Origin of the sequence: Candidatus Chloroploca sp. Khr17 (assembly GCF_004138165.1) — a bacterium.
Lineage (GTDB): Bacteria > Chloroflexota > Chloroflexia > Chloroflexales > Chloroflexaceae > Chloroploca.
Genome location: NZ_RYFF01000019.1, coordinates 1 through 25,840 on the forward strand (window position 1 = coordinate 1; position 25,840 = coordinate 25,840).

The window sequence follows — 25,840 nt, forward strand, 5'->3', positions numbered from 1 at the left end:
GATCGCCACCTTTGGTGATGAGGGCGGCGGCGAGTCGCGTGGCGGGGATGATTGAGCCGCCAGCGCGGTGGGCAAGCTTCCTGGTCTGAGCTTACGCCGCGCCTAGAGAAGATTGCCACAAAGATCGCGTGATCCCATGCCACTCCTGTCGCCATTGGCGCATCTGGGCGATCTCAGATTCTTGCGCCGTGATGATCGCCTGGGCGAGATCCTTCATCTCCTGGCGTTCCGCCTTCTGCAGGGCGTCGCGGGCCATCAAGATGGCACCTTCGTGGTGTGGGATCATCGCCTCGATAAACCGCTGCTCGAAAGGTGTATTCCCCTCAGCGATGCTCATTGGCCCCATGTCCATCTGCATTCCCTTGGTTGGGGCAAGATCCGGGTACCAGGCGGATCGCCACGCACGCATCTGCGCAATCTCCGTCTGCTGCGCACGAATGATGGCCTCGGCTAGTTGGCGAATCTCTGTGCGTTCGGCCGCGTCAAGCGCCTGTTGCGCCATCGCAAGCGCGCCCTCGTGATGAACGATCATGCTATCGATGAACAGCGCATCGTAGGGGGTAGCGCTAGTATCCGACATCGTCGAGTGCTCCATTCCAGCCATATCCGGCGCGGTGGTGGCAGAAGGTGCGTTGGTCGCTGGGATCACGCCGCACGCGATGAGCAACGCGGCAACGGCAACGAGCATCCCTGAGACCAGAAGTGATGTGAGGCGCATCGAAGAGTATCCTTTGCTTAAAATAAGGTAGTATTAGAGCAACATACACAAGCTCAAGATAAGGTACCATCTATGCGCCACGCAGTCACTCGTTTTCGTCCACTCTTGTTGGTGCTCATCCTGGCCCTGACCCTCGCCGCTTGCGCTGATGAGCCAGAGCTCGGCTCGGTCACACCCGCCACCGCTCCCGCTGTGTCCACAAATAGCCCCGCCGCACCTTCAGTGCCTGCCGCCCCTGAGCCACCCGCTGAAGACCTGGTTGACTATGCAGCCTACCTTGAAGAGACCGACTGTACGGAACTCCTGGGGCTACTTGACCTCGAGTTCGATCTCGACGAACTTGGTGTGTCCTGTGGCTACCTGATTGCCCCGGAAGAGCGCAGTGACCCAGAAAGTGCCGAGGTGTCCCTCGCGCTGGCGGTTATCCCCAGTCGCAGTGCAACGCCCCGGCCTGACCCCATCATCTATCTTGATGGTGGCCCCGGCGGCAGCGCCCTCTTCGGCATCGCCGACTGGATCGATAGCCCCTTGCGCGACGAGTACGAACTGATCCTTTTCGATCAACGCGGTACCGGCCTTTCGTGGCCGAGCCTCAACTGCCTTGAAATGGAAGAAGCTGAGGATGACGAGGCAAACTTTGTGGCCGCTCAAGCCTGCCGCGACCGCCTCATCGACGAGGGCGTGAACCTCAACGCCTACAATAGTAGGGCCAATGCCGCCGATGTGGCAGACTTGATCGCGCAACTTGGTTACGACGAAGTCAACCTGCTCGGCATCTCCTATGGGACACGCCTCGCCATGACTGTGCTGCGCGACAATGCCGCTGGCGTGCGTAGCGTCATTCTCGACTCGTCCTATCCGCCTAACGTCAATGCCTACAACGAGCAGGCGCTCAATGCCGGGCTCGCCATCCTGGCCATGCTACGTGGCTGTGCGGACGATCCTGATTGTGCCGATGCCTTCCCTGACCTGGAGCAGCGCTTCTATAGCTTGATCGATCTGCTTGACGAGGAGCCGATCCTGTTTGAGGTGGAGGACGAGGAGGGTGAACTGGTCGACGTGGAAGTCAGCGGTGCTGACCTGGTCAGCCACATCTCTGACTGGCTCTACATCACCGACCTGATCAGCTATATCCCGCTGATGATTGACGAACTTGACCGCAGCGAGACTGCCACGTTGCAATTTCTCTACGAGGAGAGCGGCGCAGGCTTTGGCCGTCAAGACGCTGCTGAGGGTGACCTGAGTGATAGCGAAGCCATGTTCTACGCAGTCGAGTGCCGTGAAGAGGCCCCCTTCAGCACGCTAAACCAGGCCCGTGCCCAGGCCGCCGATCTGCCGACCCAATTAGACGAAGCGCTGCTTGGGAGCGTCGAGAACTTCTTCGAGCTCTGCCCAATCTGGGACGTAGCATCGGCCACAGCCCGCGAACGTGCGCCAGTAGCGAGCGCGATACCCACCTTGATTCTGGCCGGTGAGTATGACCCGGTCACGCCACCGCATTGGGGCCTGCTTGCGGCTCAAGGCTTATCGAACAGCTACTTCTATGTGCTGCCCGGCGGAGGCCACGCCGTCATTGATGCCAGCGACTGCATGATGACGATCACCAAGGCCTTCCTGGACAACCCCACACGCGAACCTGATGCACGTTGCCTGAACGAACTGACACCTTTTTTTGCGTACGAATTGCCGTGAGGAGAGATGTGGCTAACGATCATTAATCGTTCCCGAAACAGGATACCGTGGTCTCACCCCCCAGACTTCGCAGGGCGAGAAGGGAATTGCGATAAACGATAGCTTGCCATAAATGCCGAACGTCCGCATTCACCGCCACCGCTGGCAGCATTGTAAACCAAGACGACCGTCGAGCGATACCGGCACGAGCAAACTGCGCGGGCTCGCCATGAATTGCTGGGTCTGGGTGCCGGCAAGTGTTCATCGTCTATGAGGCCATCGCGATGCTTGTTGCGCTCGCACTGTATGGGCGTCTGGCCCTGACCCGGCGCCTGCCCGGTGCCTGGCTGATGGTCGGTGGGATCGTGCTCACCATTGTCGCGGCGGTTGTCCAGGCCACGCAACTGGTCAGCTTTACCTTGATCTGGCCGTTCGACCACAACGGCGTGTTCCATCTGATCCAGATCGTGGCCCTGCCCGTGCTCGCCGTCGGACTGCGGGCCGGCCTGTTCCCGCGTGACACCGCAGCGCCACTGCGAAGCTCATCATCCCAGGCAGGGGGGCGCATGTAACCTGCCTTATACCAAGAGGTCTGGTTGAGCGGATTCTTTTCTTAAAAACCATCAGCCCAGCGGGCCGCGCCACGGTGCAAGAACATACGCCGCACCCCACGACGATCAGTATATTGCCCGTCGACATTTGCTATGGCATACTCACCACACGCAAGGGCGAAGCGAGAAGCGGAGAAAGCGTTAGCGTAGAGTCAAATTCACATGAACAGTTCGCGCAGCGATATCCTGATAGTCAGCAATACGACCGTGCCGTAGCGGCGCTCAATATGCTGCTTGATACTGTGGGAACGGATGAGGAGCATCCGCTTTATGATCTCCTCGATACGCTTGGTACGCTTATAGTGGAACAAATCAACTGAGGCCCGCATGACTCGTCGCCCAGCGGCCGCAAGCAGCGGGGCAAGCTCATCATTGTAGACGGCCACTGGGCTGCCTTCATCGCTGTCCGACCAAGGTGGATCTACTTTTCTAAATCCGCGCTGGCTACCACGAGCCGCCGTCGCTGCTCGAGCTGCTCGAGGTGCTCGAGCCGTAGTCGGTCTGGTAGTCGCTGGAGCTGGAGCTGCCTGCGCTAGAGGCGAGGTAGCCAGCGCTCGACGCATCGGACGTGTACCCGCTGTTCTGTCGCGCCTGGCTTGCGGCTGCGCGTTGCTTCTGTCTGAGGTAGCCGGCGTGGGCCTTCGGGAAGGCAGACGCCCAGAGTGCGAGCAGCGCGGTCTCGAGACTCGCGTATCCATCGATAAGTATGTTGAGCTGCGTCCCGAGCGCCGTATCGGTCAGCGCTTGCCCTAATGCGGCCCGCCGCTGGTCAAGCGCATCAAGCGTAGCGCTCAGATCAGTGAACTGGCGATACGCGACGGGGTCGCCCACCATCGCCCCAGGCTTCGGCGCGAAGCTCTTCCCGACCCGCCGCACCAACTCGGCGGCCTGCGCCGCCACCGCCGCGCTGCGACGGTGAGCAGAGGCCCTGTCAGCCGCCAGCCGCTGGGCGTCGCGCACCAGCAGTTCGTAGCTCTGCGGCAGCGCCCGCAGCGCCGTGAGCAGAGCGGGGTCGTCGGATGGCGCATGGGCCGCACTGGCGCGGCTGGTCAGGTCGGCCCGTTGTGCCTCCAATGCCGCCCGTCGACGTTCCAAAGCCTCGTCGGCGATGGCGACGTGGGCGTACCGCTCCAGTGCGCGTTCTGCGCTGGTGGCGAGAACCTCTCGCACCATCGTAAGCTCCTGGCGGTAGCGCCAGCGCATCTGCCGACGACCGATCGGCGTCGTCGCCCAGAGCCGACCGGGGGGCGAGGTGGGCCAGGCGCGCTGCATGCGCCTCCACAGCCGCTCGACTGGCCCTGCCAACAGCAGCACGACGGGCACCGCAAAGCCGATAGCCAGCACGGCCCAGCCGATCAGGCGCTGGCGGGGGAGCGTGCGAGCAATCTCGGCCTCAAGGGCGGCGAGGGTCGCCGCTACGCCGTCGTCGGGATCCTCGACGCGCAGGGCGGGGTTGAGCCGCCCTTCCCGGATCGTTCGCAGCGTCACCGACGGCAGCAGGCCATTCCACTTGGAGCCGGCGCGCAGTTCGCTATAGCGCGGGCTATAGCTGATGTACACCACCAGCAGGGGCGGCGGGATATCGCCGTCCACGATCAGCCCCTCCGCAGCAAGTCGGCGGCTCAGATCCTCACCCCTGTCGTCGCCTTGCTCGGGGACGAACACGGCCACGCTGGCACCACGGGCAAGCAGCGGTGCCGCAGCGTCGGCGACGCGCTGCGGGTCGAGCAGTTGCCGCTCGTCGCGCACAATCAACGCAGGCGCGACGGGCTGACCACACGCGGCGAGGAGCAGGGCGGCGAGCACGAGCGCCCAGAGCAGGGCGAGTCCGCCAGGCAAGGATTGCTTCAAGCGTGCCAGGAGCAACATACGCCTCGATCCTCAAAACGGTACGCGCAGCACGGCACAGATCTAGCAGACCTGTGCGGTCTCACCGGTGCCACGAAAGCGCCGGGCCGGGGGGCGGGTGCGCTACTCGTCCGCGGTAAGGCGGCGGCGCTCCAGGCGTTCGGTGCCGGTGCGCAGACGCTCGACGGTGCGCTGCAGATCGTCCAGGTAGCGGCCGCCGTCACGGATGAAGAGCAACGAGCGGCGCAGACCATTGCGCTCGATCACTGCTGGCAGGCCGGTGGGCAGGGCGACGACCTGCTCGGAGACACGGTTCAGCAGGCGGGTGCCGAGGCCGAGCAGGTTGCTGACCGGGTCGGTGCCGCGGGGCGGGCTGATCACTGCCAGAGCCATGCGGCGCATCGTCTCGGCGAAGCTCTCGACGCGAATCTCACCCGTGCCACGGATGACTGTCTGGCAGGCCAGGCGCGTGCCGTCATCGAGTTGGGCCGGGGTGAGCCAGGCCAGTTCGATCTCGCTGGGCGGGTTGAGTTGATCGGCACCGGCGAGCACTTGGCAGCGGCAGGTCTGGCAAAGGCCGTTGTTGTCGCAGACAAAGCCGATGTGCGCGGCATTGCGTCGGGCGACATTCAGCACCCGCTCACCGACCTTGGCCTCCATCGGGACATCGTTGATGATCACGGTGGTCATGGGGCGCCCCCTTTCACGTCTCTGCGATTTGCGATCATCTTACGCCCGCCGGCGGCGCATGTCAAGCGAGGGCCGGATCGTCGCATGGCGATGGCATCTTCTTGCCGTTTACGGCAACGAACGGAAGAAGATGCCATCGCCCTAGGCAACCACGCATGCCAAGTTGACGCAGAGGTTATCCGGTGCTATAGTAGCACGGCGTTGCATATGCTTCACAAACGAGGTGCGACGCGGGACATTTTCCAATTGTATATTCCAGTCAGATAGCGGTTCCTCTGGTTTTATGATCAGGGTGAAAGCCGAAGCCGGTGTGAGTCCGGCACTGTCGCGCAACTGTAATGCCTCCCTCAAGGGAGGCAGAGTCAGGTCGAGCGCCGCTATCTTTGCTGACCTTTCCTTCGCGTAATCTGAGGAAGGCGGACGAGTATGACTGACCCGTAGGAGAACCCACCGGTCCCGCGATCGTGGCCCTGCCGGTACATGCACAGCGACCGCCCGACACTTTTGTCGTGCGGTCGCTGTTTGTTTGCAGTGTGAGGAGTGTAGGCAATGCATCAGGTTCGTTTGTTCGTGCTGGCGTGTGGGTTGGCATGTTGTACGTTGCTTGGTTTTGTTGGTATTGCAGCAGCACGCGTTCCTTCTGTTGGGCCGGTGGCTGCACCGGCGGCTTTTGCGGTACCCCGGACGAGTTATCCCATTCTTGATACGACCCCGATTACCCGTGCGCTCGCCTATCTGGATGGTTCCCAGCGCAACGATGGCGGTTTTGTTGGCTTTACCCCCGGCCAGAGCGATGATTTTACGAGTGTCAGGGTGGCCTTTGCGCTTGGGGCAGCCCGCCTGCCTGGTGATTATCTGCTCAGTGACGAGGGCAAGAGCGTCCACGATTATTTGACCACTCGCGCCTATAGCTATACGCACGATCTCCAGGGGCGCCCGCTGCCCGGTCGCCTTGGCATGCTGATTGTCGCGGCGGTGGCGGGTGAAGCCAATCCGATGGCCTACGGGACTGATCCTGCCGCGCAGCCGCTTGATCTGGTAGCCGCGCTGACAGCAACCTACCAGCCGGCGACGGGCGCGTATAGCAGCACCGCATCACTCGGTTTTTCGAGTGGTGCCGCCGGTCCGCTCAATCAGGCGTATGCGCTGCTCGGTCTGGCGGCAACACAGCAAGCTTTGCCTTCTGAACAAGCGCTGACCTATCTCATTGATCTGCAAGACGCTGATGGTAGCTGGGGCTTTGGGTTTGGGGGCGATGTTGATACGACTGCTTTGATTGTCCAGGCGCTGCTTGCCAATGGCGTTGCCCCGACCGCGCCGGTGATCCAGGATGCGCTCGGCTTTCTCGTCGCGAGCCAGATCGATGACGGGAGCTGGGGCTTCGATGGGTCGCCGAATGCTGACTCGACGGCAGCCGTGATCCAGGCCGCCGCCGCTGCCGGTTTCTTCCCGGTGACCTTGAGTTGGCAAGCTGCCAATGGCACTCCACAGACGGCGCTGCTGGCCCTGCAACAAGTCGATGGTGGTTTTGGTAATGCCCTTGGCACGGCCAATGCGATCCCTGGGCTGGCCGAAGCGCCGTTGCCCATCTTTGGCAGCCGCCAGCGGGCCGAACGTGCGTTGGCCTGGTTGCAGACAACGCAGACGAGCAGTGGCGGTTGGGCGGCCTTTGGCACAACGCCCGACGTAGGGGCAACGCTCGATGTCATGCTAGCGTTTAGCGCGACAGGCTTTGCCCCCGACAGTGTGAGCCAGCCCGGTGGGGCGTCGGCGCTCGCCTTCTTGCGCAATCAGGTCTTGACCTATACCCGTGTGATCACCACCGCCGGCGATGTTAGCACCAATCTCTTCCCGGCTGCGACGGGCAAAGCGCTGCTTGGCATTGTTGCGGCGGGCGAAGATCCAACCGCCTTCGTCGCCAGCCCCGGCGTCACGCTCAATCTCGTCACCGATCTTCAGGCAACCCTCCAACCGACTGGTGCCTACAGTACGACAGCGGTACGCGGCTTTAGCAGCGGTGCGGCAACCCCGCTCAGTCAGGCTTTTGCGATCCTGGGCCTGCGTGCGGCTGACGAAGCTATTCCCGACGAGGCCGTTACATTCCTGCGCCAGCGCCAGAATGCCGAAGATGGCTCGTGGGGCAGTGTTGATACGACGGGCCTTGTGATCCAGGCGCTTGTTGCGGCCGGGGTCGCGCCCAATGATCCGGCGCTTGCAGCGGCGGTCGCCTTCCTACGCGCCCAGCAGGATGCGCTCGGTGGCTGGAGTAATCCCAACTCGACGGCCTACGCCATCCAGGGCCTGATCGCCGCTGGCGAAGATCTGCGCAGCGCCTGGCGCAAAGCTGGACGCAGCCCCTTCGACGCGCTCGGTCTCTATCAGAAGCCCGATGGCCCGCTGACCTACACCTGGGAAGAGGGTTCGTTCTTTACGCCCGGGACGGTGAACGCCTTTGCGACCTGGCAGGCAGTGCCCGCGCTGCTCGCCCGCAGCTATCCGTTGCCAGCGGGAACCGATCTGACGCAGTATGTGCCCGTTCTGCGTGGCCCCAATCCCGATCGCCTGGTCGTGCGGCCAACCACGGGGCGCTGGGGCAACAGCATTGCCGTCAGCCTCCCCTTTGGCGGCGACCTCAATGGTGATGCTACCGCTGAACTCGCATGGCGTGCCGCCGGGGCCACCGAATGGCTCACCGCGACCCTTACGCGGGCACCTGGCGTCTTTACCGCGACCCTGCCCGTAACGATGCCGCGGACCTACGAGCTACGCACGATCGTGAACGACAGCGATGGTGTGCAAGCAGGCACGACGCTAAGCGCGACCTTGACGGCAGTTACGACAGTAGAGCCATTCCGGGCGTATGTGCCGCTTGTGTTAAGGTAAGGAGTGTGTGAACGATCTTTTGCCGACCACGAATGGGGCCACGAAGAAACGAATACCGCACCGCAACGCCCATATTCGTTTCTTCGTGATCAGTATTCGTGGTCGGCGGCGCTACCGGGAAACTTTTGTTACAGACTACTTATGGACTTTGAGAAATTAATTCGCTCCAGCCCACGAAGGTGGGCTTCGCATCCCATAGCCGAGGGCTTCAGCCCCACGGCATCGGGTTCATAGCGGATCATTTCCTGCAAAACCATCAGTCGGCTTCTGGCTCAGCCGGCTAAAGCCGGCACTCCCTTCGGCAGCATAGTAGGAAATTTCGTTGACACACACGCAAGCAAGTGGAGCCAAGCCTCCTCCATGGGCGCTCACGTAGGAGGCCAGAAGAAAAAACAATGCGACACCTGTTAAAATCCGTCTTCTCTCTTCTTATGTTAAGCTGTCTTGTCTTCTTGAGCGGGCTTGTGCCTGCTGTTCCGGCGATTCTGGCGGCCCCGGTTGCGCAGAGCCCGGCGCAGGCGGGGCTGATCGTGCGTTTTGGCGATGGCAGCGTACGCACCGCATGCGTTGATCTTGGTGCGACGGGGCAGCTGACGGGGGAGCAGGCGTTGCGTGCGTCAGGCCTAACCACCATTGTTGCCTTTGAACCAGGGGCGGGGGCTGCCGTCTGCAAGATCGAACAGGAGGGCTGCAATTATCCCGCCGAGGGCTGTTTCTGCCAGTGTACGCTTGCCCCAGGCCAGCAGTGTCGCTATTGGGCCTATTATCAATGGAACAACAACAACTGGGTCTTTTCACAAGGGGGATCGAGCTCGCGCATTCTCCGCGATGGCGATGTTGACGGTTGGTCGTGGGGGCCAGGCGGCACTGGCTTCGGGGTAGAACCGCCTGCCGTGCCTTTCGAGCAGATCTGTGTGCCACCGGCAACGGCGACACCCACGGCGACCGCAACGCCAACCGCGACCGCGACACCAACCGCAACGTCCCTGCCAACCGCGACCGCCACCGCGACGGCAACACCTCAGCCAACCGATGCACCTGCTGCGCCACCGCCGCCCACCGATGCGCCGGTGATCATGCCCGTGGCAACCAGTACGCCGCAACCCTCGCCAACAACCGTGACCACCACGGCGCTACCTCCTGCCACGGCAACTACGCAATCCACGGCAACGCCGGTGCCTCCAACAGCGGCAGCAACGTCGGTGCCACCTTCGCCAACCGTCGCAAGCGAAGTAACGCCCGAACCTGGTCTCCCTGAAGTTCCCTCGATTGCTCCGCCAACGCCAGAGCGCGAGGCAGCAGCGATCTCGACCCAACCCGATCCTGCCTACGAGACCACGCCCGAAGAAGCCCCCGATCAGACGCTGGCGCTGGTGGCTATGCTCACTCCTTCGCCCGCACCGGTCTGGTTGCCCATGGTGCAACAGACAGGTTCAGAGCCAACGGTGCAGCTGCCAACGATGGCGATCCAGGTACCAACGATCATCCCGGTGGCAACGGCAACCCCTACCGCCACGCCTGAGCCGTCGCCAACGGCGGTGCCCACACCGACGCCCGCGCCAACCAGTCAGCGTCAGGGCCTGACCTGGTTTTTGGTGATGAGTGTCACCCTTGCCGGAGCCCTCGTGGTGGCACGTTCGCGCCGTGAGCAGGCAATGTGATATAGCACTCCACAGAGGCATTGCTGCCAGAGCGCATGGGAACGTCATGCACGCCAAAATCTGAAATCTGAAATCTGAAATGGTCTGACATGCGTGATCGGTTGATGAGCGGGATGATCATTGGGCTGACGACGGTGATCGGGATCATTGCTTTTCTCTACCCGTTCTGGTTGCCGACAGTGGCGACGGGCGGAAGCGGAGGGGCGCACGCTGGGACAGCCCCGGTGATCCTGACGACCCTCGTGGGCCTGAGCTTTCTGGCACTCCTGTTGGAGGCGCAGCGCGCTGCCGAGCATGCGTTGCTCGTGGCGCTGCTCGGGGTGCTCGTCGCGATGAATGCGATCCTGCGCTTCATTGATGTTGCGTTACCGTTGCCCGGCGGCTTTTCACCGATCTTCGTCCTGATCATCCTCACGGGCTATCTCTTTGGCGGCTCGTTTGGCTTTTTGATGGGCACGATGACGCTGCTCGTTTCGGCACTGATTACCGGTGGGGTTGGCCCGTGGCTGCCCTTTCAGATGCTGACGGCGGGCTGGGTCGGGCTGACGGCACCGCTTTGTCGGGGGCCAATTCAGCTACTCGGGGGCGTTGGGCGCTACCGCGAGGTGCTGGTGCTCGCTGTCTTTGGGGCGATCTGGGGGTTTGGGTATGGGGCGATCATGAACCTTTGGTTTTGGCCTTTTGCGAGCGGCCCGGTGGAGCAATACTGGCAGACGGGCATCGGCTTTATCGAGACGGTGCGCCGCTATCTGACCTTCTACCTTGCAACGTCGCTGCTCTGGGATGTTGCAGGCAGCCTCGGCAATGGCCTGCTCATTGCCGCCTTTGGCGGGCCCATTCTACGGGTCTTGCGCCGGTTCCAGCGCCGCTTTGCGTTTGTGTTGCGGCACGCACCGCTGAGCGAGGGCTTGTGACGCCGCGTTCGCTGCTGCTGGTGCATCCAGTCACCTGGACGATCTGGTTGGGCACGACGCTGCTGACGGTGTCGCTCACGCGGAATCCGCTCTATTTGCTGCTCTTGCTCTTTGGGTTAACCCTCGTAGCCGAAACCGAACGCCCGACCGGGCGGGCGACGCCCCTTGATCCGATCTTCTTTGCGGTGATCGCGGTTTCGTTTGGGGCGCTCTTTAATGCCGCGACGATCCGCTATGGCGATACGGTGCTGGTGGCGCTGCCTACGTCGTGGTGGCTGATCGGTGGGCCGATCACGCTCGAAGCCATCGTTTTTGGCATGATCAACGGCCTGGTGCTCAGTGCGCTGGTCGCCGGATTTGGCGCATTTGGCACCGCGATGCCGATCAGTGCGCTGATCAGCCTTGTGCCCCGCGCCTTTTACCCCCTGGCCGTCGTGATGAGCGTCGCCGTCACCTATGTCCCGCTGACCATCCGGCTCGCCGGGCAGGTCCGCGAAGCCCAGCAACTCCGCGGGCATCAGGTGCGCGTCTGGCGCGACGGGCTGCCGCTGCTCTTGCCGCTGCTCATCGGCGGGCTCGAACGAGCCTTGCAACTCGCCGAAGCGATGGCGGCGCGCGGTTTCGCCGCCGATCCGCCCTCCAATCAGGTCAGAATGATGCTCGTCGGCGGGCTGGCCGCGCTCTTTGCCGGGCTGCTCTTGCAGTTCGCCTGGGGGCAAGTCGTGGCGGCAAGCGTGACGTTGCTCATAGGCACCGCCCTGATCCTCTGGGCGCTGCGTGAGTCGGGCCAGCAAGCCCCGCGCACGCGCTACCGCGTCTATCGCCGGGGCATCCGTGATATGATGGTGTTGCTTGGGGCTGGCCTGACCCTAGTCGCCGTACTGGCACCCTGGCCGGGGCGGGCGAGTCTGGCGTATACGCCCTATCCGACGTTGCAATTGCCGATCTTCGAGCCACTGCTCGCCTTCGCCCTGATGGGCCTGCTGATGCCTGTGGCGGTACGCCTGGGCGACCGTTATCTACCATGATTGAGTTTGCGCAGCTATCCTATCGCTACCCCGACCAGCCACAGGTCTGTCTCGACCAGGTGAGTCTGGCGCTGCCTGCCGGAAGCTTTACGCTGGTGATTGGCCCGTCGGGCAGCGGCAAATCAACGCTGCTCCGCTGTTTGAACGGGCTCGTGCCTCACTTCAGTGGCGGCGAGGTTGCGGGCAGCGTGCGGGTCGCCGCCTATGATCCCATTGCCCTCGGGCCACGGGTGATGAGTCGCCATGTCGGCATGGTCTTTCAAAGCCCCGAGGCGCAATTTGTGCTCGAGCGGGTTGAAGACGAGATCGCCTTTGCCCTGGAACATGCCGCCGTGCCACGCGAGCAACTGCGCATCAGGGTCGAAGAGGTGCTTGACCTGCTCGATCTCGCACCATTACGTGACCGTTTATTGACGACGCTCTCGGGGGGCGAACGCCAGCGCGTGGCAATTGCCGCAACGCTCGCTTTGCAACCGATGGTGCTGGTGCTCGATGAACCAACGAGCCAGCTTGACCCGCAATCGGCGGACGACGTCTTGCAGGCGCTGGTGCGGCTCAATCACGACCTGGGGCTAACGATCGTGCTCGCCGAGCACCGCTCCGAGCGCGTTTTGCCGATCGTCGATCTGGTTGTGGCGCTTGATCGGGCCGGGCGCGTAGTCAGCGGCCCGCCGCGCGAAATCCTGGCGAATAGTCCGCTCTGCCCGCCGCTTGTCACCGTAGCGCGTGCTGCCGGGTGGCAGCCCCTGCCCCTGAGCATCAAAGAGGCGCGTCCCTTTGCCACGAGGCAAGGTTTGGCCCAACAGGATGCAATAGCTGTGGGGAAGACCGGGGAGGCGGGGCGGGCCAGTGAAACAGGCTCGCCCAGACCACCGCGACCCTACCTGGAAATACGGGGCCTCGAAGCAGGCTACGGCACCACACCGGTCTTGCGCAACCTGGATCTCACCATTGCGGCGGGCGAAATCACCCTGCTGATGGGGCGCAACGGCATCGGCAAAAGCACCCTACTCAAATGCATGATCGGCCTCGTGCGGCCACGGCGAGGCGAGATTCGCATTGCAGGGCGTTCGATTGCGGGGCGCGACATTGCCGCGATCAGCCGCGAGCTTGCCTGCCTCCCGCAGGAACCAGAAAGCATGCTCTTTGCCGACACCGTCGCCGACGAACTGCGCACCACCCTGCGCAACCACCGCCTGCCGGTGAACGAAGCGCTCATTGACGAACTGCTTGCGCAACTCGGGCTCAGCGAACGGCGCGAGCGCTACCCACGCGACCTGAGCATCGGCGAGCGCCAGCGGGTCGCCCTGGGGGCGATCAGCATCACGCGACCGGGAGGCTTGCTGCTTGACGAACCAACGCGGGGGCTCGACTACGAAGCCAAAGCCATGCTCGGCGGCCTCTTGCGCCAATGGAGTCGAGAAGGCACCGCGATCATCGTCGTCTCGCATGATGTCGAATTTGTCGCCGAGATCGCCGACCGCGTGCTGATTCTCGGCCAAGGCGGCCTGATTGCCGACGGCACCCCGTGGAACGTGCTCGGCAACTCACCGCTCTTCGCCCCCCAGATCGCCCGCATCTTCCCCGGGCGCGGCTGGCTCACGGCGAGCGATGCTTTGCAGGGGCTGCAAGACAAATAACGCTGCAAACCAGACTAACAATACGCTAACTTCATCAAGCTAGCCCTATAGCGGTCACAATCTCGTGCAACACATCTGCGAAGCTTGGTGACACTCCCTCAATAATGCCTTCAGGAGTATGTTTGTGATCGCGTGTTCCGAGATGAGGTCGGTGCAACGCATTGTCATACCGAAACCGCAATTGCTGGGCTTCGTCCTGATAATGATAGCTATACATCACGCGCTGTACATTCGACCCAGAAACACTTAAGTACTCGCGCAAAAACAACACTGAGCCATCCTGGAAGGTGATTGAGCCAGAGAGATAGCCCTGGCCACCGGGGCGGGTTTCCATATTGATCTGAGCATGCAACACGAGGCGAGTAGCGGCATATGGTTCAAGTATGGTTGTTATCTGATCATAATATGCCTGAATCACGGTACGTGACACCTCGCAATTGGTTGATTTTCATATGCAAATCTTGTACTAAAGCACATTCACCGGCCCACTGAATATACTCATCATCACCACCGGAAAGATCTTCGGCTGTCATAGAACTCATAAAACGTTCGGATGAAACCCCATGCTTCTGCTCAAATGGAATCAAGCGCTGTTTAGCCAGGGTAAGAGCTAGTTCCAGGTGAGCAATTTCGCGCTTGATAGCTGCATCAACCAGGGAACGCACCTGAGTCGCATCATCACTTGTCTCCAGATAAATTGTTGTCATAAAGATTACCTTATGTATCTACAAGTTCTCATATTGCCATATGTATTCCAGTTCTCATGTACACGGTGCTTCAATCAAGGGAGTGGTGGGAGAGCCGCGCCCTCCCACCGTATGGAGTTAGGCAACGACCTCAAGCGGGCCGTGATCGTCGCAATGGTCACCATGGACGTGGTGTAGGCGCCCGTCGACGAGATAGTCAAAATGGTCGCCGTGGGGCACCAGCGGATGCCCACAGTCGACATGACCACATGCGCAAGCAATGGGGGCGCAGCCAGCGGGATTGGTGGCGCTCACCGCAATCACATGCTCATCGTAATGGCTCTCGTGGGTATGATGCAAATGCCCATCGTGCAGATAATCAACATGCCCCTCGTGGCGTACCCGAACATGGCCGCAATGCTCGCTATGCACATGCGGATGGTTCTCGTGTTGCGTACAACTCATTGCGTTATCTCCTCATACAATGGGGTAAAACCGTGCTGGTTTCGGCGTCGGCTCGATACTCCTATGGTACCGTATCGTGATGGGCTGACAAGGCCTTGTAGATGAGATATCATCGCAGGAGCGAACGACGTTTTATTTGGTACGCACCCGCCGTTTCAGATCGAGCGACGGCTGGCGAAAGCCGAGCACATCAAGCGTGCCACGCGGATAGCTCTTGATAAACCGGGTCAGACCGTTTGGGTTGCGTCGCCAGAAGAGCGAGATCAGCATCGCGGTGACGAGCAACGCAATGAAGACAACCATATTGAGATCAAAGCCAACAACCGAGGCGACGGCCAGATACGCAAAGGCAAGCAGCATCAGCAAGGCCTGCAGCGCGGGCAACAACAACAGACGCTCGCCAATTTGGCGATACGCATACAAAAACGCGACCAGATACCAGACCTCAAACAGGATCACACCGATAATCAGATACGTCCAGACACCCACATTCGTTCCTCCTTGTCTATATCTATAGAGGCGTGTCGGCTTTAGCCGGCTAATTAGTGTGTAACAAACCCATCTTCTGAGGCTTCATCATAACATATCGTAGCGAGTACCTATGCTATAATCGCCGCGTGGCAAAAGCCCGCGAGTTTTAAGGATAGCAGCATGACCGAGCGGCCCAGCATTACGGCTTTCTTTCCGGCTTTCAACGATGCAGGCACCATTGGCAGCATGGTGATCAGTGCCATCGAGACCTTAGAAGACCTGACTGATGATTACGAAGTGATCGTTGTCGAGAATGGCAGCACGGATTATACCGTCCAGGTGCTCGAGTCGCTTGCCACCCACTACCCGCGCCTGCGAGTCTTTACCCATCGTCAACCTCTCGGCTATGGGGGGGCCTTGCGGGTCGGCTTTGCCAGTTCCACCAAGGATCTGATCTTCTACACCGACGGTGATGCCCAGTATGACCCCCGTGAACTGCGCCTGCTGGTTGCGGCTATGCATGACGAAATCGATATCGTCAATGGCTGGAAAATCGACCGTTCTGACCCCTTGCACCGCAAGATCATTGGGCGCGTCTACCATCATACGGTCAAGTTCCTCTTTGGCTTCAAGTTACGCGATGTTGACTGCGACTTCCGGCTGATCCGGCGTGACGTCTTTGATGTGGTCGAACTTGAGTCGGACAGTGGCACAATTTGTCTGGAACTGGTCAAGAAGTTACAGGACGCGGGCTACCGCTTTGCCGAAGTGCCTGTGCATCACTACCACCGTACCTATGGGCAAAGCCAGTTCTTCAACTTTCCGCGCATCTGGCGTACCGGCGTGCAATTGATCCAGCTCTGGGGCAAATTGGTTGTCCGACGCCAGCATATGAAACAGATCGCTGCCCGTCGGCGTGAACTTGGCCTGCCTCAGCCGTAAAGGTTGACGCAAAGGCGCAAAGCTCTGCTTGTTGCAACTATACATCACGCTTCACCGTCTCATTGACAAGTGAACGGAAGGTAGTGACGGAAGGAACAACAATGAATACAACAGCCCGCTTGATGCGCAGTCGCAATGATCGGATGATCGCTGGCGTAGCCGCCGGGATCGCCCGTTATCTCAGCATAGATCCGGCCATTGTCCGCTTGATTTTCGTCTTGCTGGCCCTCAGTGGCCCGGCGATCCTGCTCTACCCTTTGCTCTGGCTGATTATGCCGCAAGAACCAGCCGAGGGTGCCGGCGTAAGCCAGGTCTTTGTGGCAACAGGCAAGACGCAGCGTTTGCGTGTTGATGCTATGACTGGGGAGACGGGTGGGCCTGAACAAGAAGTGCCGATCAACAACGTCGGCGGCGGTAGATCCCGCCATGAGAGTCAGCCAGCCACCCAGGGCAACCGCATGCTTGGCTACGTGCTGCTGGGGCTAGGCATATTTATCATGCTGCAGATCATCTGGCCCGGCTTCACCTGGATTGTGTTTCCGGCGTCGCTGGTCGCGGTAGGGATCTATTTGCTCCGCAAGTAGAGGTAGTGCCTAAGATCGCGAAAGGCCAGCAAAAGCTGGCCTTTCGCGATCTTAGGCAGACTTGATCTGCATTAACTTTGCGAGAGTTCGCGGAGGCGTGAAAGATTCAGCAGCGTAATGCCCGAGCGATCAATATCGAGAAGGCGCGCATCACGAAACTGGTTGATCACTTTGGTGACGGTTTCGCGGTAGGCGTTGATCATCTCGGCGAGCTGCTGATGCGTGCGACGCGGCACACGTTGGCGCGGCTCGTTAGTTTCGGGCTGGTCGCCTGACATTTCAAGCAAGACCGACGCGAGCCGAGCGGGAACCGATTTGAAGGCAACTTCATCAATGCGACGGCTGACCGCCATCCGGTGTTGTCCAAGCATATCAATCAAGGCGCTCGCCAGGCCCGGGGTTGTTGCCACCGCTTCGCGGAGCGTGGCAGACTGTACCGCAATGACACGTACGGGCAAGAGCGCCTGCGCATACGTATCATACGAACCGCTACCTTCGAGCGCACTATGCCCAAAAAACTGACCTGGCTCAACCACTTTGAGCGTCAAGACCCGGCCTTCATTGGACAATAGTTGCAAGCTAACCTGCCCACTCTGCACAAAGTAGAGCGCGTGAGCTGGTTGGCCTGGTGTATACACATAACTGTGGCGCCTAAAGCCCTGGACCTTTCCCAGATGCTCAACCGTGGTCTGCAGCACGTGCTGCACAGGGGCGTTACCCATCAAGGCGTCCATAGGCTCTTCTCCACCATATCGTGAACGTATGCGTTGTTCTAAGTATTGTATCACAGACACCAGGATTTTGGGGTCTTTAGCCCCAAACCCCATCACTCCTCTGCGCCTCTGCGTCAAACAACCCAATCGCCAAGCACAAATCTGCCATCTTCAAGCGCACGAGACGGCAAACGCCCACTCACCCGAGCGCATCACTGGCTCGATGCTGCCATCGGCGTTGAGGCCATCAATATCGAGCTCGGCTGAGCCAAGCATGAAGTCGACGTGGACAATGCTCAGGTTGCCCCCGACAGCGGCAAAGGCTTCGTCGGTGAGGTCGGAACCGCCCTCGACGCAGAAGCGATAGCCATTGCCGAAAGCGAGGTGGCTGGCAGCATTTTCATCAAAGAGGGTGTTGGCAAAAAGCAGGCCCGTGCGGGCAACCGGCGAACTAACGGGCACCAGGGCGATTTCACCCAGGCGAGCGGCACCTTCATCAGTTGCCACCAGACGGCGCAGCGTCTCTTCACCGACAGCTGCACTGAGATCGGTCACACGCCCCTGCTCGAAACGCAGCGTGAAATCGTCAATCAGATTGCCGCCATAGTTGAGGGGGCGCGAGGAGCGCAACACACCTTCAACCCGCTGGGCGTGTGGCAACGAAAAGATCTCGTCGGTCGGCAAATTCGGGACAAAAGCTTGCCCACGCTCACTGACGGAACCACCGCCGGCCCAGAGATGCCCATCGGCCAACCCCACCGTCAGGTCAGTGCCAGGGCCACGGTAAACAAGCGCCTGGTAGCGACGCTCATTCATATAGGCGCTGCGCGCATCAAGTTCTTGCACATGGCGCTGCCAAGCGACAACCGGGTCGGGTGCATCAAGGCGACAGGCGGTGGCAATCGCCTGCCAAAGCTCCGCCATTTGCTGCTCAGGGGGAAGATCGGGGCAGACCTGGGCCGCCCAACCGGGGGTCGGAAACGCAACCACCGTCCATGCCGACGCATTGCGTTGGACAAGTTCACTGACTGGTTTCGAGGCGCGTGCATTGGCCCGCATCATCGTGCTAATCACTTCGGGATTCTGGCCCGCAAGCAAGGTTGGGGTCGCAGCATGGATGGAGAGCAAGGCATCCCCGGCTTCGAGATAGCCGACCATCGCCTGGGGCAGCCAGGTCGGTACTTCGTCAAAGGAATTGTGCGGGGCTTCCTGGGCGCGCACCAGCATCAACTGCTCATCGCCCCAAATCACATCAACGAGGCGCGCCCCGGCCTGATAAGCACGACGAGCGACGGCGCGTACCAGCGCCACCGTCTGGAGATCGCCACGAATAATCAGGCGCTGCCCAGCCTGAAGGTTGAGGCCAACACGAACAATCACATCAGCGTATTTGTCCAGATCTTGCATTATGGTCATCTTATTCAATCGGAGCGGGTTCATCTTCTGCATTATAGCCCATTTTGATCCAGCCCCGCTTGATCGCATAGATGACCGCCATCGTACGGTCATTCACCTGAAGCTTCGAAAGAATCGATGTAATATGATTCTTGACCGTCTGACTGCTGATATTCAATTCACTGGCAATCTCTTTATTAGAAAGACCGCGAGCGATGCAATCAAGAATCTCGATTTCACGACTCGTCAGAGGGGCAAAGAGCTCGCTTGTCTGTTCATCTTCGCTGCTCGCGAGTTCACGAAACTGATGCAGCACCCTACTTGCCACGACGGGCCGGGCGAGCACCACATCATTGATCAAATATTTGCCCAGGGCGACTTCACGGATATAAAGCCGCAGCTTTTCGGGATGCACATCTTTGGACGAATAGGCCGAAGCCCCCACCTTGATCGCCTGGAAGAGTTGGTCATCATCCTCATAGACACTCAGCACGATAATGCCCATGCGTGGCGCACGGCGTTTGATCACACGGGCGACTTCGAGGCCATTGAGCCCGGGCAAATTAATATCAACCAGCACCACATCAGGATGCAACAACTCCGTCAACTTCAAGGCTTCTTGCCCATTTTCAGCCTCACCAACGACCTCGATATCCTTGGCGTCCGAGAGACTCCAGCGGATGCCCTGGCGAAAGAGGGGATGGTCATCAATAATCAGCACACGGATCGGATTTAACATAGCTATTTCACCATTGGCAAACTGACCGTCACCTCAGTGCCATGCCCAGGGCGCGTTGTGACGACAAAATGGGCGCCGATCAATTCAGCGCGTTCACGCATGCTGGTCAGGCCCCAACTTTCACGACCGGCACGGCGGATCACTTCACGAGGGTCAAAGCCCGGACCTTCGTCACGAATGCTCAACAGCAGTTTGCCCTGATGCAGATGCAAATGCACCGCAAGCGGGGCACCCGGAGCGTGTTTCCTGGCATTCTGGAGGGCTTCTTGTACCAAGCGATAGAGCACAATTTCGATTTCAGCAGGGAGGCGTGGCAGAGGATCGATGTCAACCTTCACCGACGCATTGACGATCTCGTGGTAACGGCGAATATACTCGAGCAAGGCCCCACGCAAACCGTGTTCATCAAGTTTGGCCGGGCGTAACTCGGCAATAAAGCTGCGGACCTCACGCAACCCTTCGCGCGCATTCTCGCCCAGTTGATCAAGGACGACCCCGAGTTCCGCGAAGCGCTGGCTCGCCAAGAGCGTCTGGCAACGTTCGACCCCCATCAAGCCATTGGCAAGCACCTGCGCCGGGCCATCGTGGACTTCACGCGCCAGACGCTGACGTTCCTCTTCGCGCCCCATGATCACCTGCGCCCGCAGTGCCTGCGCCCATGGATCAGCCGGTTCACCCTCGCTACTCCCACTCAGCGTCGCGCTGCTCATCTCGATTTGGCGAATAAGCTGATCAAGTTGACGCAGGGTATGGCGCAAGGTAGCATGTTCACTACTGAGCGCTTCATAATCCTTGCGCACCTGCTGCTCGCGCTGGGTGAGGCCTGGCGTAACTGGTTGACCGCGTTCAACAAGAAAACGTCCCTGCATCACCAGTTCATCAAGCTGGCGTTCGGCCGCACGCAACTCAGACTCAAGACGGGTCAAACGCTGGTGGGCCGACTGATGTAAGGTTCGCAAATGGGCAATTTGATCAGTAATGAGCGCCTGCGCAGCTTCAAGAAGCGCTGACGGTGCTGAACTCACAACCATTTCTCCCTTGCAACAATGCTTGACGCTAGTATAGCACGGCGTTGCATGACCCGGCAAGCAGCGGTGATTCTCTGTGAAAAAAGCTGCACATAAAGCAAGCAAGTGACGTTATAATGGCGAGGAACAGACTGTTCGTGAACGAAACAAAGGTTACTGCTTCATGGCTGAACTGATACCGTTGACTCCTGCCGGTGATGCGACTCCGCAGGAGCCATTCAAAGAAGGGACGTGCAAGCTTCATCCGCAGACGATGTGCCCTGCGTTTGGCGCTTTGCGGGTGCTCTCGCGGATCGAGGGTGCACAACCAGCGATGATTACCGATACCGGATGCCTCTATGGGTTGACCTTTGTGACCCATTTTTATGCCTCGCGCAAGAGCATTATTGCGCCCGCCCTCGGTACTGCCGAGCTTTCAGGTGGCTTGGTGCAAGAGGCCGCGCTTGCCGCGATCACGGAGGCCGCGAAAGAGCAGCATGTCTCGGTTATTCCGGTGCTTTCGCTCTGTGTCGCCGAGACCGCCGGGCTCGCCGAGGAGTTGCTGCCAACCGAGATTGATGGCAAGCCCGTCGTGCTGGTGCGGGTGCCAGCCTATGCGATCCATTCCCACCCCGAGGCCAAGGATATTGCGCTGGCTGCGGTAATGCGCCGCTTTCTCGATCAGAGTGCCGAGACCGAGCCGGGCACGCTGGCCTTGCTTGGCGAGGTCTTTCCCGCTGATCCGCTGCTCATCGATGGCGTGCTGCGCAAGATGGGCGGGCGTTTGATGACAACTTTGCCTGGTCGCCACGTTGACGAGTTGAAACTGGCCGGTCGCGCTGCGGCCGTGGCTGCCGTTCATCCCTTCTACCGCGAAACCGTGAGCCTGATGCGTGAGCGAGGGGTCGGGGTCGTTGCGGGTGCGCCCGTTGGGGCCGAAGGAAGTGTGGCCTGGCTGCGGGCCGTTGGCGCGGCGCTCGATCTCGATGAAGATCTCGTCGAACGGGTGGCCGAGGAAGAGGTCGCGGTGATCAAGGGCTTCCTCGCCAGTCAGCCGCTCAAAGGCGCCACGATTATGCTCTCGGGGTACGAGGGCAACGAGATGCTCTATGCGCGTCTGCTGGTGGAGGGGGGGGCCCACGTGCCCTACATCAGTACCAGCATCGGCCCGAGCATGCTCACTGCCGCTGATGAAGCCTGGCTCAAAGCCCGTGGCACCGAGGCCATTGTCTATCGCAAGGCGATCGAGGACGATAAGGCGGCAATGGAGCACTGGACGTTTGACCTGGTCATTGGCACGACCACGCTCGCCGCGCACGCCAAAGAACTTGCGCTTCCGGCGGTCTACTATACCAATATCCTGAGTGTCCGCCCCCTCTTCCTTGCCGCCGGAGTGATGGGCTCGCTCACCTTTGTGCGTGATTTAATGAATCGCCAGCCGCTCTACCAGCGCATGGTCGATTTCTTTGCCCCGCATGCCTCTGAGGAGCAAGTTTAGCATATGACTATTCAGTTGATCAGAGATATTTCTGATTCGTCGTCCTACTGGGGCGCTTCCTGGGTCTTTGGCTGTTTTCCTGATATCCATATTGTCTGCGATGCCCCGATCGGATGTTATAACCTGCTGGGCATGGCTGTCACCGACTATACCGATGCCCTGCCTCATATGGAGAATCTGACGCCCACGTCGATCCGCGAAGAGGATGTGATCAATGGCACCGCCAAGGCCCTGATCCGAACGATTGATGACCTCCGGACGATCGGCAGTCTCGAAGGGAAACGCTTGGTAGTGGTCTCGACCGCCGAGAGCGAGATGATCAGCGCGGATCACGGGCGTCTGGTGGCGCAGATCGATCCCGAAGCCCGTTTTTTCTGGAGCCAGTCGCTCGAGCAGGATGAGTGGACCGGGCGGGATCGGGCGTTGCTCTTTGCCTGGGAGGAGTATGGGCGGCCTTTTGTCACCCCTGGTGCACCACCGCGTTCGCCCAAGCTTGTCAATATTGTTGGCCCATCGCTCGGATGCTTCAATGCACCTGCCGATTTGCACGAAGTGCGTCGGCTCATCACCGGCATTGGCGGCGAGATCAATCTGGTCTATCCGTATGAGGGGAGCATTGCGGCGACACCACACCTGGCTGACGCAGCGGTGAATGTCGTGCTCTACCGCGAGTTTGGCGAACCGCTGGCGCAGGCGCTTGAGCGACCCTATCTCTTTGCGCCCTTTGGCGTCTTTGGCACCACCGCGTTCCTACGCGAACTCGGTGCCCTGCTCGGCACGCCGACCGCCGAGGTAGAAGCCTTCATCGAACGCGAAAAACGCACGACGCTCCAGGCCGTCTGGGATCTCTGGCGTGGCCCGCAGAGCGACTGGTTTGCGACGGTAGACTGCGCCATTGTCGGCGGGCGGAGCTATGTCGAAGGATTGCGGCAACTGCTTGGCGAAGAACTCGGCATGAAGATCGCGTGGAGTTCGGGGCGTCCGCGGCGCGAAGACGAACCCGACAATATCGAGATCCGCAAACGGCTGCACACCAAAGCCCCCGCCTTTGTCTTTGGCAGCATCAACGAAAAGATCTACCTGGCCGAGGCAAATGCGCGGGCGACCCACTATATCCCCTCAACGTTCCCAGGGCCAGTCGTACGGCGCACCACCGGCACGCCCTTTATGGGCTATGCTGGTGCCGCCAATATTATGCAAGAACTGGTCAACCGTTTTTACGACATGGTCTTCAACTTCCTGCCGGTCGAGACGATCAAACCACCGAGCGGCCCGGGCGGGCCACCGCAAGGGCCACCGCCGGGGCCACCGCCAACCGACGCGGACAAAGAGTCGGCCAGCCGCACCATGCCGTGGAGCAAAGAGGCCACCGAGCGGCTCAACGCCGCCATTGAACAGGTGCCCTTCCTGGCTCGCATCAGCGCGAGCCGGTCATTGCGCCAGGCCGCCGAAAGCATCGCCCGCACCCGTGGGCTCGCCGAAGTGGCGCTGCCGATCATCGAAGAGGCGATCCGCCAGGGGTAACGACCACGCCTTGTGGGGCGGGGCGCGGTGCGGCGCAACGCCAACCCGCCCTACCAACACCTCATCTTGTAGGGCGCGGCGCAACCTCAACCCGCCCTACCAACACCTCATCTTGTAGGGCGCGGCGCAACCTCAACCCGCCCTACCAACACATCACCTTGTAGGGCGCGGCGGCTTCGCCGCCGCGCCCCACAAGAATTAAACCTCTACCTTAGATCATTGCATCACAACAGGTCTGGTGTTACGATCAAGGTTGCAGATTGTGCGACCTTGACGCACTGGAGCGCAGATCTTATGTCTTCGTCATTAAAACGGCTGTTACTGGGCAAACCGATTCCAACTGAGTCGGAAAACCGCGACCGATTGCGGAAACATACCGCTCTCGCAGTCTTTTCGTCAGATGCCCTCTCATCAGTCGCCTATGCGACCGAGGCGATCCTGGCCGTCTTGATCATCGGGAGCACGTTTGCCCTCGGGCTCTCCCTGCCGATCAGCCTGGCGATCACGGCGTTGCTGGTGATCGTTGGCTTTTCGTACCGCCAGACGATCCACGCCTATCCGGGTGGAGGTGGGGCCTATATTGTGGCCCGCGAAAACCTGGGGGTTGTGCCGGGGCTTGTGGCGGCGGGGGCGCTACTCGTTGACTATGTGCTGACAGTAGCGGTAAGCATCTCGGCCGGGGTGGCAGCGATCACCTCGCTTGCGGGGGCCCTTGGCTATCCAGGGTTACGCGAGTATGGGGTAGGGCTAGCGCTCATTTTCATTGCGACGATCACGTTGCTCAACCTGCGCGGCATTCGCGATAAAGGGTTCCTCTTCTCGCTGCCCACCTATATTTTTGTGCTCAGCATTTTAGGCATGATCGCATATGCCTTGATCCGGTATTTCATCGTTGGAGCACCCGATCTTGTCCCACCGGCCAGTATCGATCCGCCGGTCAACGCCGAATTGATCAGTGTCTGGCTGATTCTGCGGGCCTTTGCCGCAGGCTGCACAGCGCTTACCGGGATCGAAGCGATCAGTGATAATGTCCAGGATTTCAAACCACCGGCAGCACGCAATGCCGCCAATACGCTGACGGTGATGATCGTGCTGTTGGTGACCATGTTTCTTGGGATCACCTATCTGGCGAACCTCTACGGGGTGACGCCAAATAGTGTCACGAATGAGACGGTGCTTTCGCAACTGGCTCGGGGCGTCTTTGGGATCGGCCCGATCTACGTCCTGCTCCAGGTTGCGACGGCGTTGATCCTCGTGCTTGCGGCGAATACAGGCTATGCCGATTTTCCCCGGCTGGCCTTCTTCCTGGCGCGTGATCGTTTTTTGCCTCGCCAGCTTGCCAACCGTGGTGAGCGTCTGGTCTTTTCGAATGGCATTGTGGTGCTTGGCGTTGCGGCTGCGCTGCTGGTGATCATCTTTCAAGCCAATCCGATTGCGCTGCTGCCCCTGTATACGCTCGGCGTCTTTACCTCGTTTACCCTTTCCCAACTCGGGATGGTGCGCCGCAATCTGCGTACGCAGACCAACCGCAGCGAACGGGCGGCGTTGCTCAGTGGGATCGGGGCGTTGCTTAGCGGTGTGGTGCTGGTGATGCTTGTGCTCACCAAGTTTGTCCACGGGGCCTGGATCGTGATCCTGGTGATACCAATCCTGGTGCTGGGCTTTCAGGTGATCGCCCGTCATTATACCCGCGTGGCCGAACAACTCTCGTTGACCACGGCCGTCCGTCCGCAACCGATTCGCCGCCTGACGGCGGTCGTCCTGGTCAGCGGGGTTCACAAGGGGATGCTGCCGGCACTAGAACTGGGGCGGGCGCTTGCCCCAGACAATGTAACCGCTGTTTATGTCAACCTTGAGCCAGACCAGGGCATGCGGATCAGAGCACGCTGGGAGGAATGGGGCTGCGATGTGCCGCTGGTCGTGCTCGACTCACCCTATCGTTCGCTGGTAACCCCCGTGCTCAAATATGTCCAGGAGATCGAGGGGCGTTATCGTGATGACCAGGTGATGGTGATTTTGCCCGAGTTTATCCCATCACGCTGGTGGGAACATTTGCTGCATAATCAGACGGGATTTTTGTTGCGTGCCGCGCTGATGTTCCGTGCAGGCAAAACCGTGATCAGTGTGCCGTATAAACTCGAACGCTAAGGCT

24 protein-coding genes and 1 riboswitch are annotated in these 25,840 nt (G+C 60.2%); of the genes, 12 read left to right on the plus strand and 12 right to left on the minus strand.

The window, feature by feature from the left end; genetic code table 11:
• Positions 1-91: 91 nt before the first annotated feature.
• Positions 92-718 (minus strand): DUF305 domain-containing protein, encoded by a 627-nt coding sequence (locus EKD05_RS12665; protein WP_240695767.1) that lies wholly within the window; start codon positions 716-718, stop codon positions 92-94.
• Between the two features lie 72 nt (positions 719-790).
• Here EKD05_RS12665 and EKD05_RS12670 point away from each other — a divergent pair, with 72 nt between their 5' ends.
• Complete coding sequence (locus EKD05_RS12670) at positions 791-2,410, plus strand: alpha/beta fold hydrolase (RefSeq protein ID WP_129673243.1); 1,620 nt, start codon at positions 791-793, stop codon at positions 2,408-2,410.
• Between the two features lie 236 nt (positions 2,411-2,646).
• The gene (locus EKD05_RS12675; RefSeq protein ID WP_129673245.1) at positions 2,647-2,961 is read left to right on the plus strand and encodes a hypothetical protein; all 315 of its coding nucleotides are present in this window, start codon (positions 2,647-2,649) and stop codon (positions 2,959-2,961) included.
• A gap of 197 nt (positions 2,962-3,158) precedes the next feature.
• Here the strand turns inward: EKD05_RS12675 and EKD05_RS12680 are convergent, their stop codons facing one another.
• From EKD05_RS12680 to EKD05_RS12690, 3 genes are all read right to left on the minus strand, one after another.
• Positions 3,159-3,386, minus strand: a complete 228-nt coding sequence (locus EKD05_RS12680; protein ID WP_129673247.1) for a hypothetical protein — start codon at positions 3,384-3,386, stop codon at positions 3,159-3,161.
• A gap of 58 nt (positions 3,387-3,444) precedes the next feature.
• The gene (locus EKD05_RS12685) at positions 3,445-4,869 is read right to left on the minus strand and encodes a hypothetical protein (protein ID WP_129673249.1); all 1,425 of its coding nucleotides are present in this window, start codon (positions 4,867-4,869) and stop codon (positions 3,445-3,447) included.
• A gap of 102 nt (positions 4,870-4,971) precedes the next feature.
• On the minus strand, positions 4,972-5,538 hold the full coding sequence (locus EKD05_RS12690; protein ID WP_129673251.1) for a 2Fe-2S iron-sulfur cluster-binding protein: 567 nt from the start codon (positions 5,536-5,538) through the stop codon (positions 4,972-4,974).
• Between the two features lie 250 nt (positions 5,539-5,788).
• Positions 5,789-5,932, plus strand: a riboswitch (cobalamin riboswitch).
• A 155-nt stretch (positions 5,933-6,087) separates the two neighbouring features.
• Here EKD05_RS12690 and EKD05_RS12695 point away from each other — a divergent pair.
• The 5 genes from EKD05_RS12695 (at position 6,088) to EKD05_RS12715 (ending at position 13,664) form a co-directional block, all read left to right on the plus strand.
• On the plus strand, positions 6,088-8,421 hold the full coding sequence (locus EKD05_RS12695) for a prenyltransferase/squalene oxidase repeat-containing protein (protein ID WP_129673253.1): 2,334 nt from the start codon (positions 6,088-6,090) through the stop codon (positions 8,419-8,421).
• 395 nt (positions 8,422-8,816) lie between these two features.
• A complete protein-coding gene (locus EKD05_RS25750) occupies positions 8,817-10,082 on the plus strand; it encodes a hypothetical protein (RefSeq protein WP_165360720.1) in 1,266 nt (421 codons plus the stop codon).
• Between the two features lie 89 nt (positions 10,083-10,171).
• The gene (locus tag EKD05_RS12705; protein WP_129673255.1) at positions 10,172-10,996 is read left to right on the plus strand and encodes an ECF transporter S component; all 825 of its coding nucleotides are present in this window, start codon (positions 10,172-10,174) and stop codon (positions 10,994-10,996) included.
• Complete coding sequence (locus tag EKD05_RS12710; RefSeq protein WP_165360721.1) at positions 10,993-12,024, plus strand: energy-coupling factor transporter transmembrane component T; 1,032 nt, start codon at positions 10,993-10,995, stop codon at positions 12,022-12,024. The genes EKD05_RS12705 and EKD05_RS12710 overlap by 4 nt, the downstream gene beginning before the upstream one ends.
• Complete coding sequence (locus tag EKD05_RS12715) at positions 12,021-13,664, plus strand: ABC transporter ATP-binding protein (RefSeq protein ID WP_129673259.1); 1,644 nt, start codon at positions 12,021-12,023, stop codon at positions 13,662-13,664. The genes EKD05_RS12710 and EKD05_RS12715 overlap by 4 nt, the downstream gene beginning before the upstream one ends.
• Positions 13,665-13,698: 34 nt before the next feature.
• Here the strand turns inward: EKD05_RS12715 and EKD05_RS12720 are convergent, their stop codons facing one another.
• From EKD05_RS12720 to EKD05_RS12735, 4 genes are all read right to left on the minus strand, one after another.
• Positions 13,699-14,082 (minus strand): DUF6516 family protein, encoded by a 384-nt coding sequence (locus tag EKD05_RS12720; protein ID WP_129673261.1) that lies wholly within the window; start codon positions 14,080-14,082, stop codon positions 13,699-13,701.
• Positions 14,063-14,371: a hypothetical protein gene (locus tag EKD05_RS12725; RefSeq protein WP_129673263.1), complete on the minus strand. Its 309-nt coding sequence runs from the start codon at positions 14,369-14,371 to the stop codon at positions 14,063-14,065. The genes EKD05_RS12720 and EKD05_RS12725 overlap by 20 nt, the downstream gene beginning before the upstream one ends.
• A gap of 117 nt (positions 14,372-14,488) precedes the next feature.
• Complete coding sequence (locus EKD05_RS12730; RefSeq protein WP_129673265.1) at positions 14,489-14,815, minus strand: hypothetical protein; 327 nt, start codon at positions 14,813-14,815, stop codon at positions 14,489-14,491.
• A 132-nt stretch (positions 14,816-14,947) separates the two neighbouring features.
• Positions 14,948-15,304, minus strand: coding sequence for a hypothetical protein (locus tag EKD05_RS12735; RefSeq protein ID WP_129673267.1), 357 nt, complete (start codon positions 15,302-15,304; stop codon positions 14,948-14,950).
• 162 nt (positions 15,305-15,466) lie between these two features.
• Here EKD05_RS12735 and EKD05_RS12740 point away from each other — a divergent pair, with 162 nt between their 5' ends.
• Together EKD05_RS12740 and EKD05_RS12745 are read left to right on the plus strand one after the other, a co-directional pair.
• Positions 15,467-16,228, plus strand: coding sequence for a glycosyltransferase family 2 protein (locus EKD05_RS12740; protein ID WP_129673269.1), 762 nt, complete (start codon positions 15,467-15,469; stop codon positions 16,226-16,228).
• 101 nt (positions 16,229-16,329) lie between these two features.
• Entirely contained in the window at positions 16,330-16,812 is a 483-nt protein-coding gene (locus EKD05_RS12745) for a PspC domain-containing protein (RefSeq protein ID WP_129673271.1), read from the plus strand.
• A 71-nt stretch (positions 16,813-16,883) separates the two neighbouring features.
• Here EKD05_RS12745 and EKD05_RS12750 read toward each other — a convergent pair whose 3' ends face one another.
• The 4 genes from EKD05_RS12750 to EKD05_RS12765 all read right to left on the minus strand — a co-directional run bounded on the left by EKD05_RS12750 (position 16,884) and on the right by EKD05_RS12765 (position 20,690).
• The gene (locus EKD05_RS12750; RefSeq protein ID WP_129673273.1) at positions 16,884-17,546 is read right to left on the minus strand and encodes a Crp/Fnr family transcriptional regulator; all 663 of its coding nucleotides are present in this window, start codon (positions 17,544-17,546) and stop codon (positions 16,884-16,886) included.
• A 150-nt stretch (positions 17,547-17,696) separates the two neighbouring features.
• A complete protein-coding gene (locus EKD05_RS12755; protein WP_205703935.1) occupies positions 17,697-18,932 on the minus strand; it encodes an aminopeptidase in 1,236 nt (411 codons plus the stop codon).
• Between the two features lie 10 nt (positions 18,933-18,942).
• The gene (locus EKD05_RS12760; RefSeq protein ID WP_129673278.1) at positions 18,943-19,659 is read right to left on the minus strand and encodes a response regulator transcription factor; all 717 of its coding nucleotides are present in this window, start codon (positions 19,657-19,659) and stop codon (positions 18,943-18,945) included.
• 2 nt (positions 19,660-19,661) lie between these two features.
• The gene (locus EKD05_RS12765) at positions 19,662-20,690 is read right to left on the minus strand and encodes a sensor histidine kinase (protein WP_205703936.1); all 1,029 of its coding nucleotides are present in this window, start codon (positions 20,688-20,690) and stop codon (positions 19,662-19,664) included.
• Positions 20,691-20,850: 160 nt separating this feature from the next.
• Between EKD05_RS12765 and bchY the strand changes: the two genes are divergently transcribed.
• From bchY to EKD05_RS12780, 3 genes are all read left to right on the plus strand, one after another.
• Complete coding sequence (gene bchY, locus EKD05_RS12770) at positions 20,851-22,164, plus strand: chlorophyllide a reductase subunit Y (RefSeq protein WP_129673282.1); 1,314 nt, start codon at positions 20,851-20,853, stop codon at positions 22,162-22,164.
• Positions 22,165-22,167: 3 nt separating this feature from the next.
• A complete protein-coding gene (locus tag EKD05_RS12775) occupies positions 22,168-23,688 on the plus strand; it encodes a nitrogenase component 1 (protein WP_129673284.1) in 1,521 nt (506 codons plus the stop codon).
• A gap of 294 nt (positions 23,689-23,982) precedes the next feature.
• Positions 23,983-25,836 (plus strand): APC family permease, encoded by a 1,854-nt coding sequence (locus EKD05_RS12780; RefSeq protein ID WP_129673286.1) that lies wholly within the window; start codon positions 23,983-23,985, stop codon positions 25,834-25,836.
• Positions 25,837-25,840: the final 4 nt, after the last annotated feature.

Coding starts and splice junctions, on each gene's coding strand:
- EKD05_RS12775 (WP_129673284.1), top strand. CDS start 22,168: ATGACTATTCAGTTGATCAGAGATATTTCTGATTCGTCGTCCTACTGG.
- EKD05_RS12725 (WP_129673263.1), bottom strand. CDS start 14,371: ATGACAACAATTTATCTGGAGACAAGTGATGATGCGACTCAGGTGCGT.
- EKD05_RS12690 (WP_129673251.1), bottom strand. CDS start 5,538: ATGACCACCGTGATCATCAACGATGTCCCGATGGAGGCCAAGGTCGGT.
- EKD05_RS12745 (WP_129673271.1), top strand. CDS start 16,330: ATGAATACAACAGCCCGCTTGATGCGCAGTCGCAATGATCGGATGATC.
- EKD05_RS12730 (WP_129673265.1), bottom strand. CDS start 14,815: ATGAGTTGTACGCAACACGAGAACCATCCGCATGTGCATAGCGAGCAT.
- EKD05_RS12750 (WP_129673273.1), bottom strand. CDS start 17,546: ATGGACGCCTTGATGGGTAACGCCCCTGTGCAGCACGTGCTGCAGACC.
- EKD05_RS12780 (WP_129673286.1), top strand. CDS start 23,983: ATGTCTTCGTCATTAAAACGGCTGTTACTGGGCAAACCGATTCCAACT.
- EKD05_RS12740 (WP_129673269.1), top strand. CDS start 15,467: ATGACCGAGCGGCCCAGCATTACGGCTTTCTTTCCGGCTTTCAACGAT.
- EKD05_RS12695 (WP_129673253.1), top strand. CDS start 6,088: ATGCATCAGGTTCGTTTGTTCGTGCTGGCGTGTGGGTTGGCATGTTGT.
- EKD05_RS12765 (WP_205703936.1), bottom strand. CDS start 20,690: ATGGTTGTGAGTTCAGCACCGTCAGCGCTTCTTGAAGCTGCGCAGGCG.
- EKD05_RS12755 (WP_205703935.1), bottom strand. CDS start 18,932: ATGCAAGATCTGGACAAATACGCTGATGTGATTGTTCGTGTTGGCCTC.
- EKD05_RS12705 (WP_129673255.1), top strand. CDS start 10,172: ATGCGTGATCGGTTGATGAGCGGGATGATCATTGGGCTGACGACGGTG.
- bchY (WP_129673282.1), top strand. CDS start 20,851: ATGGCTGAACTGATACCGTTGACTCCTGCCGGTGATGCGACTCCGCAG.
- EKD05_RS25750 (WP_165360720.1), top strand. CDS start 8,817: ATGCGACACCTGTTAAAATCCGTCTTCTCTCTTCTTATGTTAAGCTGT.
- EKD05_RS12685 (WP_129673249.1), bottom strand. CDS start 4,869: ATGTTGCTCCTGGCACGCTTGAAGCAATCCTTGCCTGGCGGACTCGCC.
- EKD05_RS12715 (WP_129673259.1), top strand. CDS start 12,021: ATGATTGAGTTTGCGCAGCTATCCTATCGCTACCCCGACCAGCCACAG.
- EKD05_RS12665 (WP_240695767.1), bottom strand. CDS start 718: ATGCGCCTCACATCACTTCTGGTCTCAGGGATGCTCGTTGCCGTTGCC.
- EKD05_RS12760 (WP_129673278.1), bottom strand. CDS start 19,659: ATGTTAAATCCGATCCGTGTGCTGATTATTGATGACCATCCCCTCTTT.
- EKD05_RS12670 (WP_129673243.1), top strand. CDS start 791: ATGCGCCACGCAGTCACTCGTTTTCGTCCACTCTTGTTGGTGCTCATC.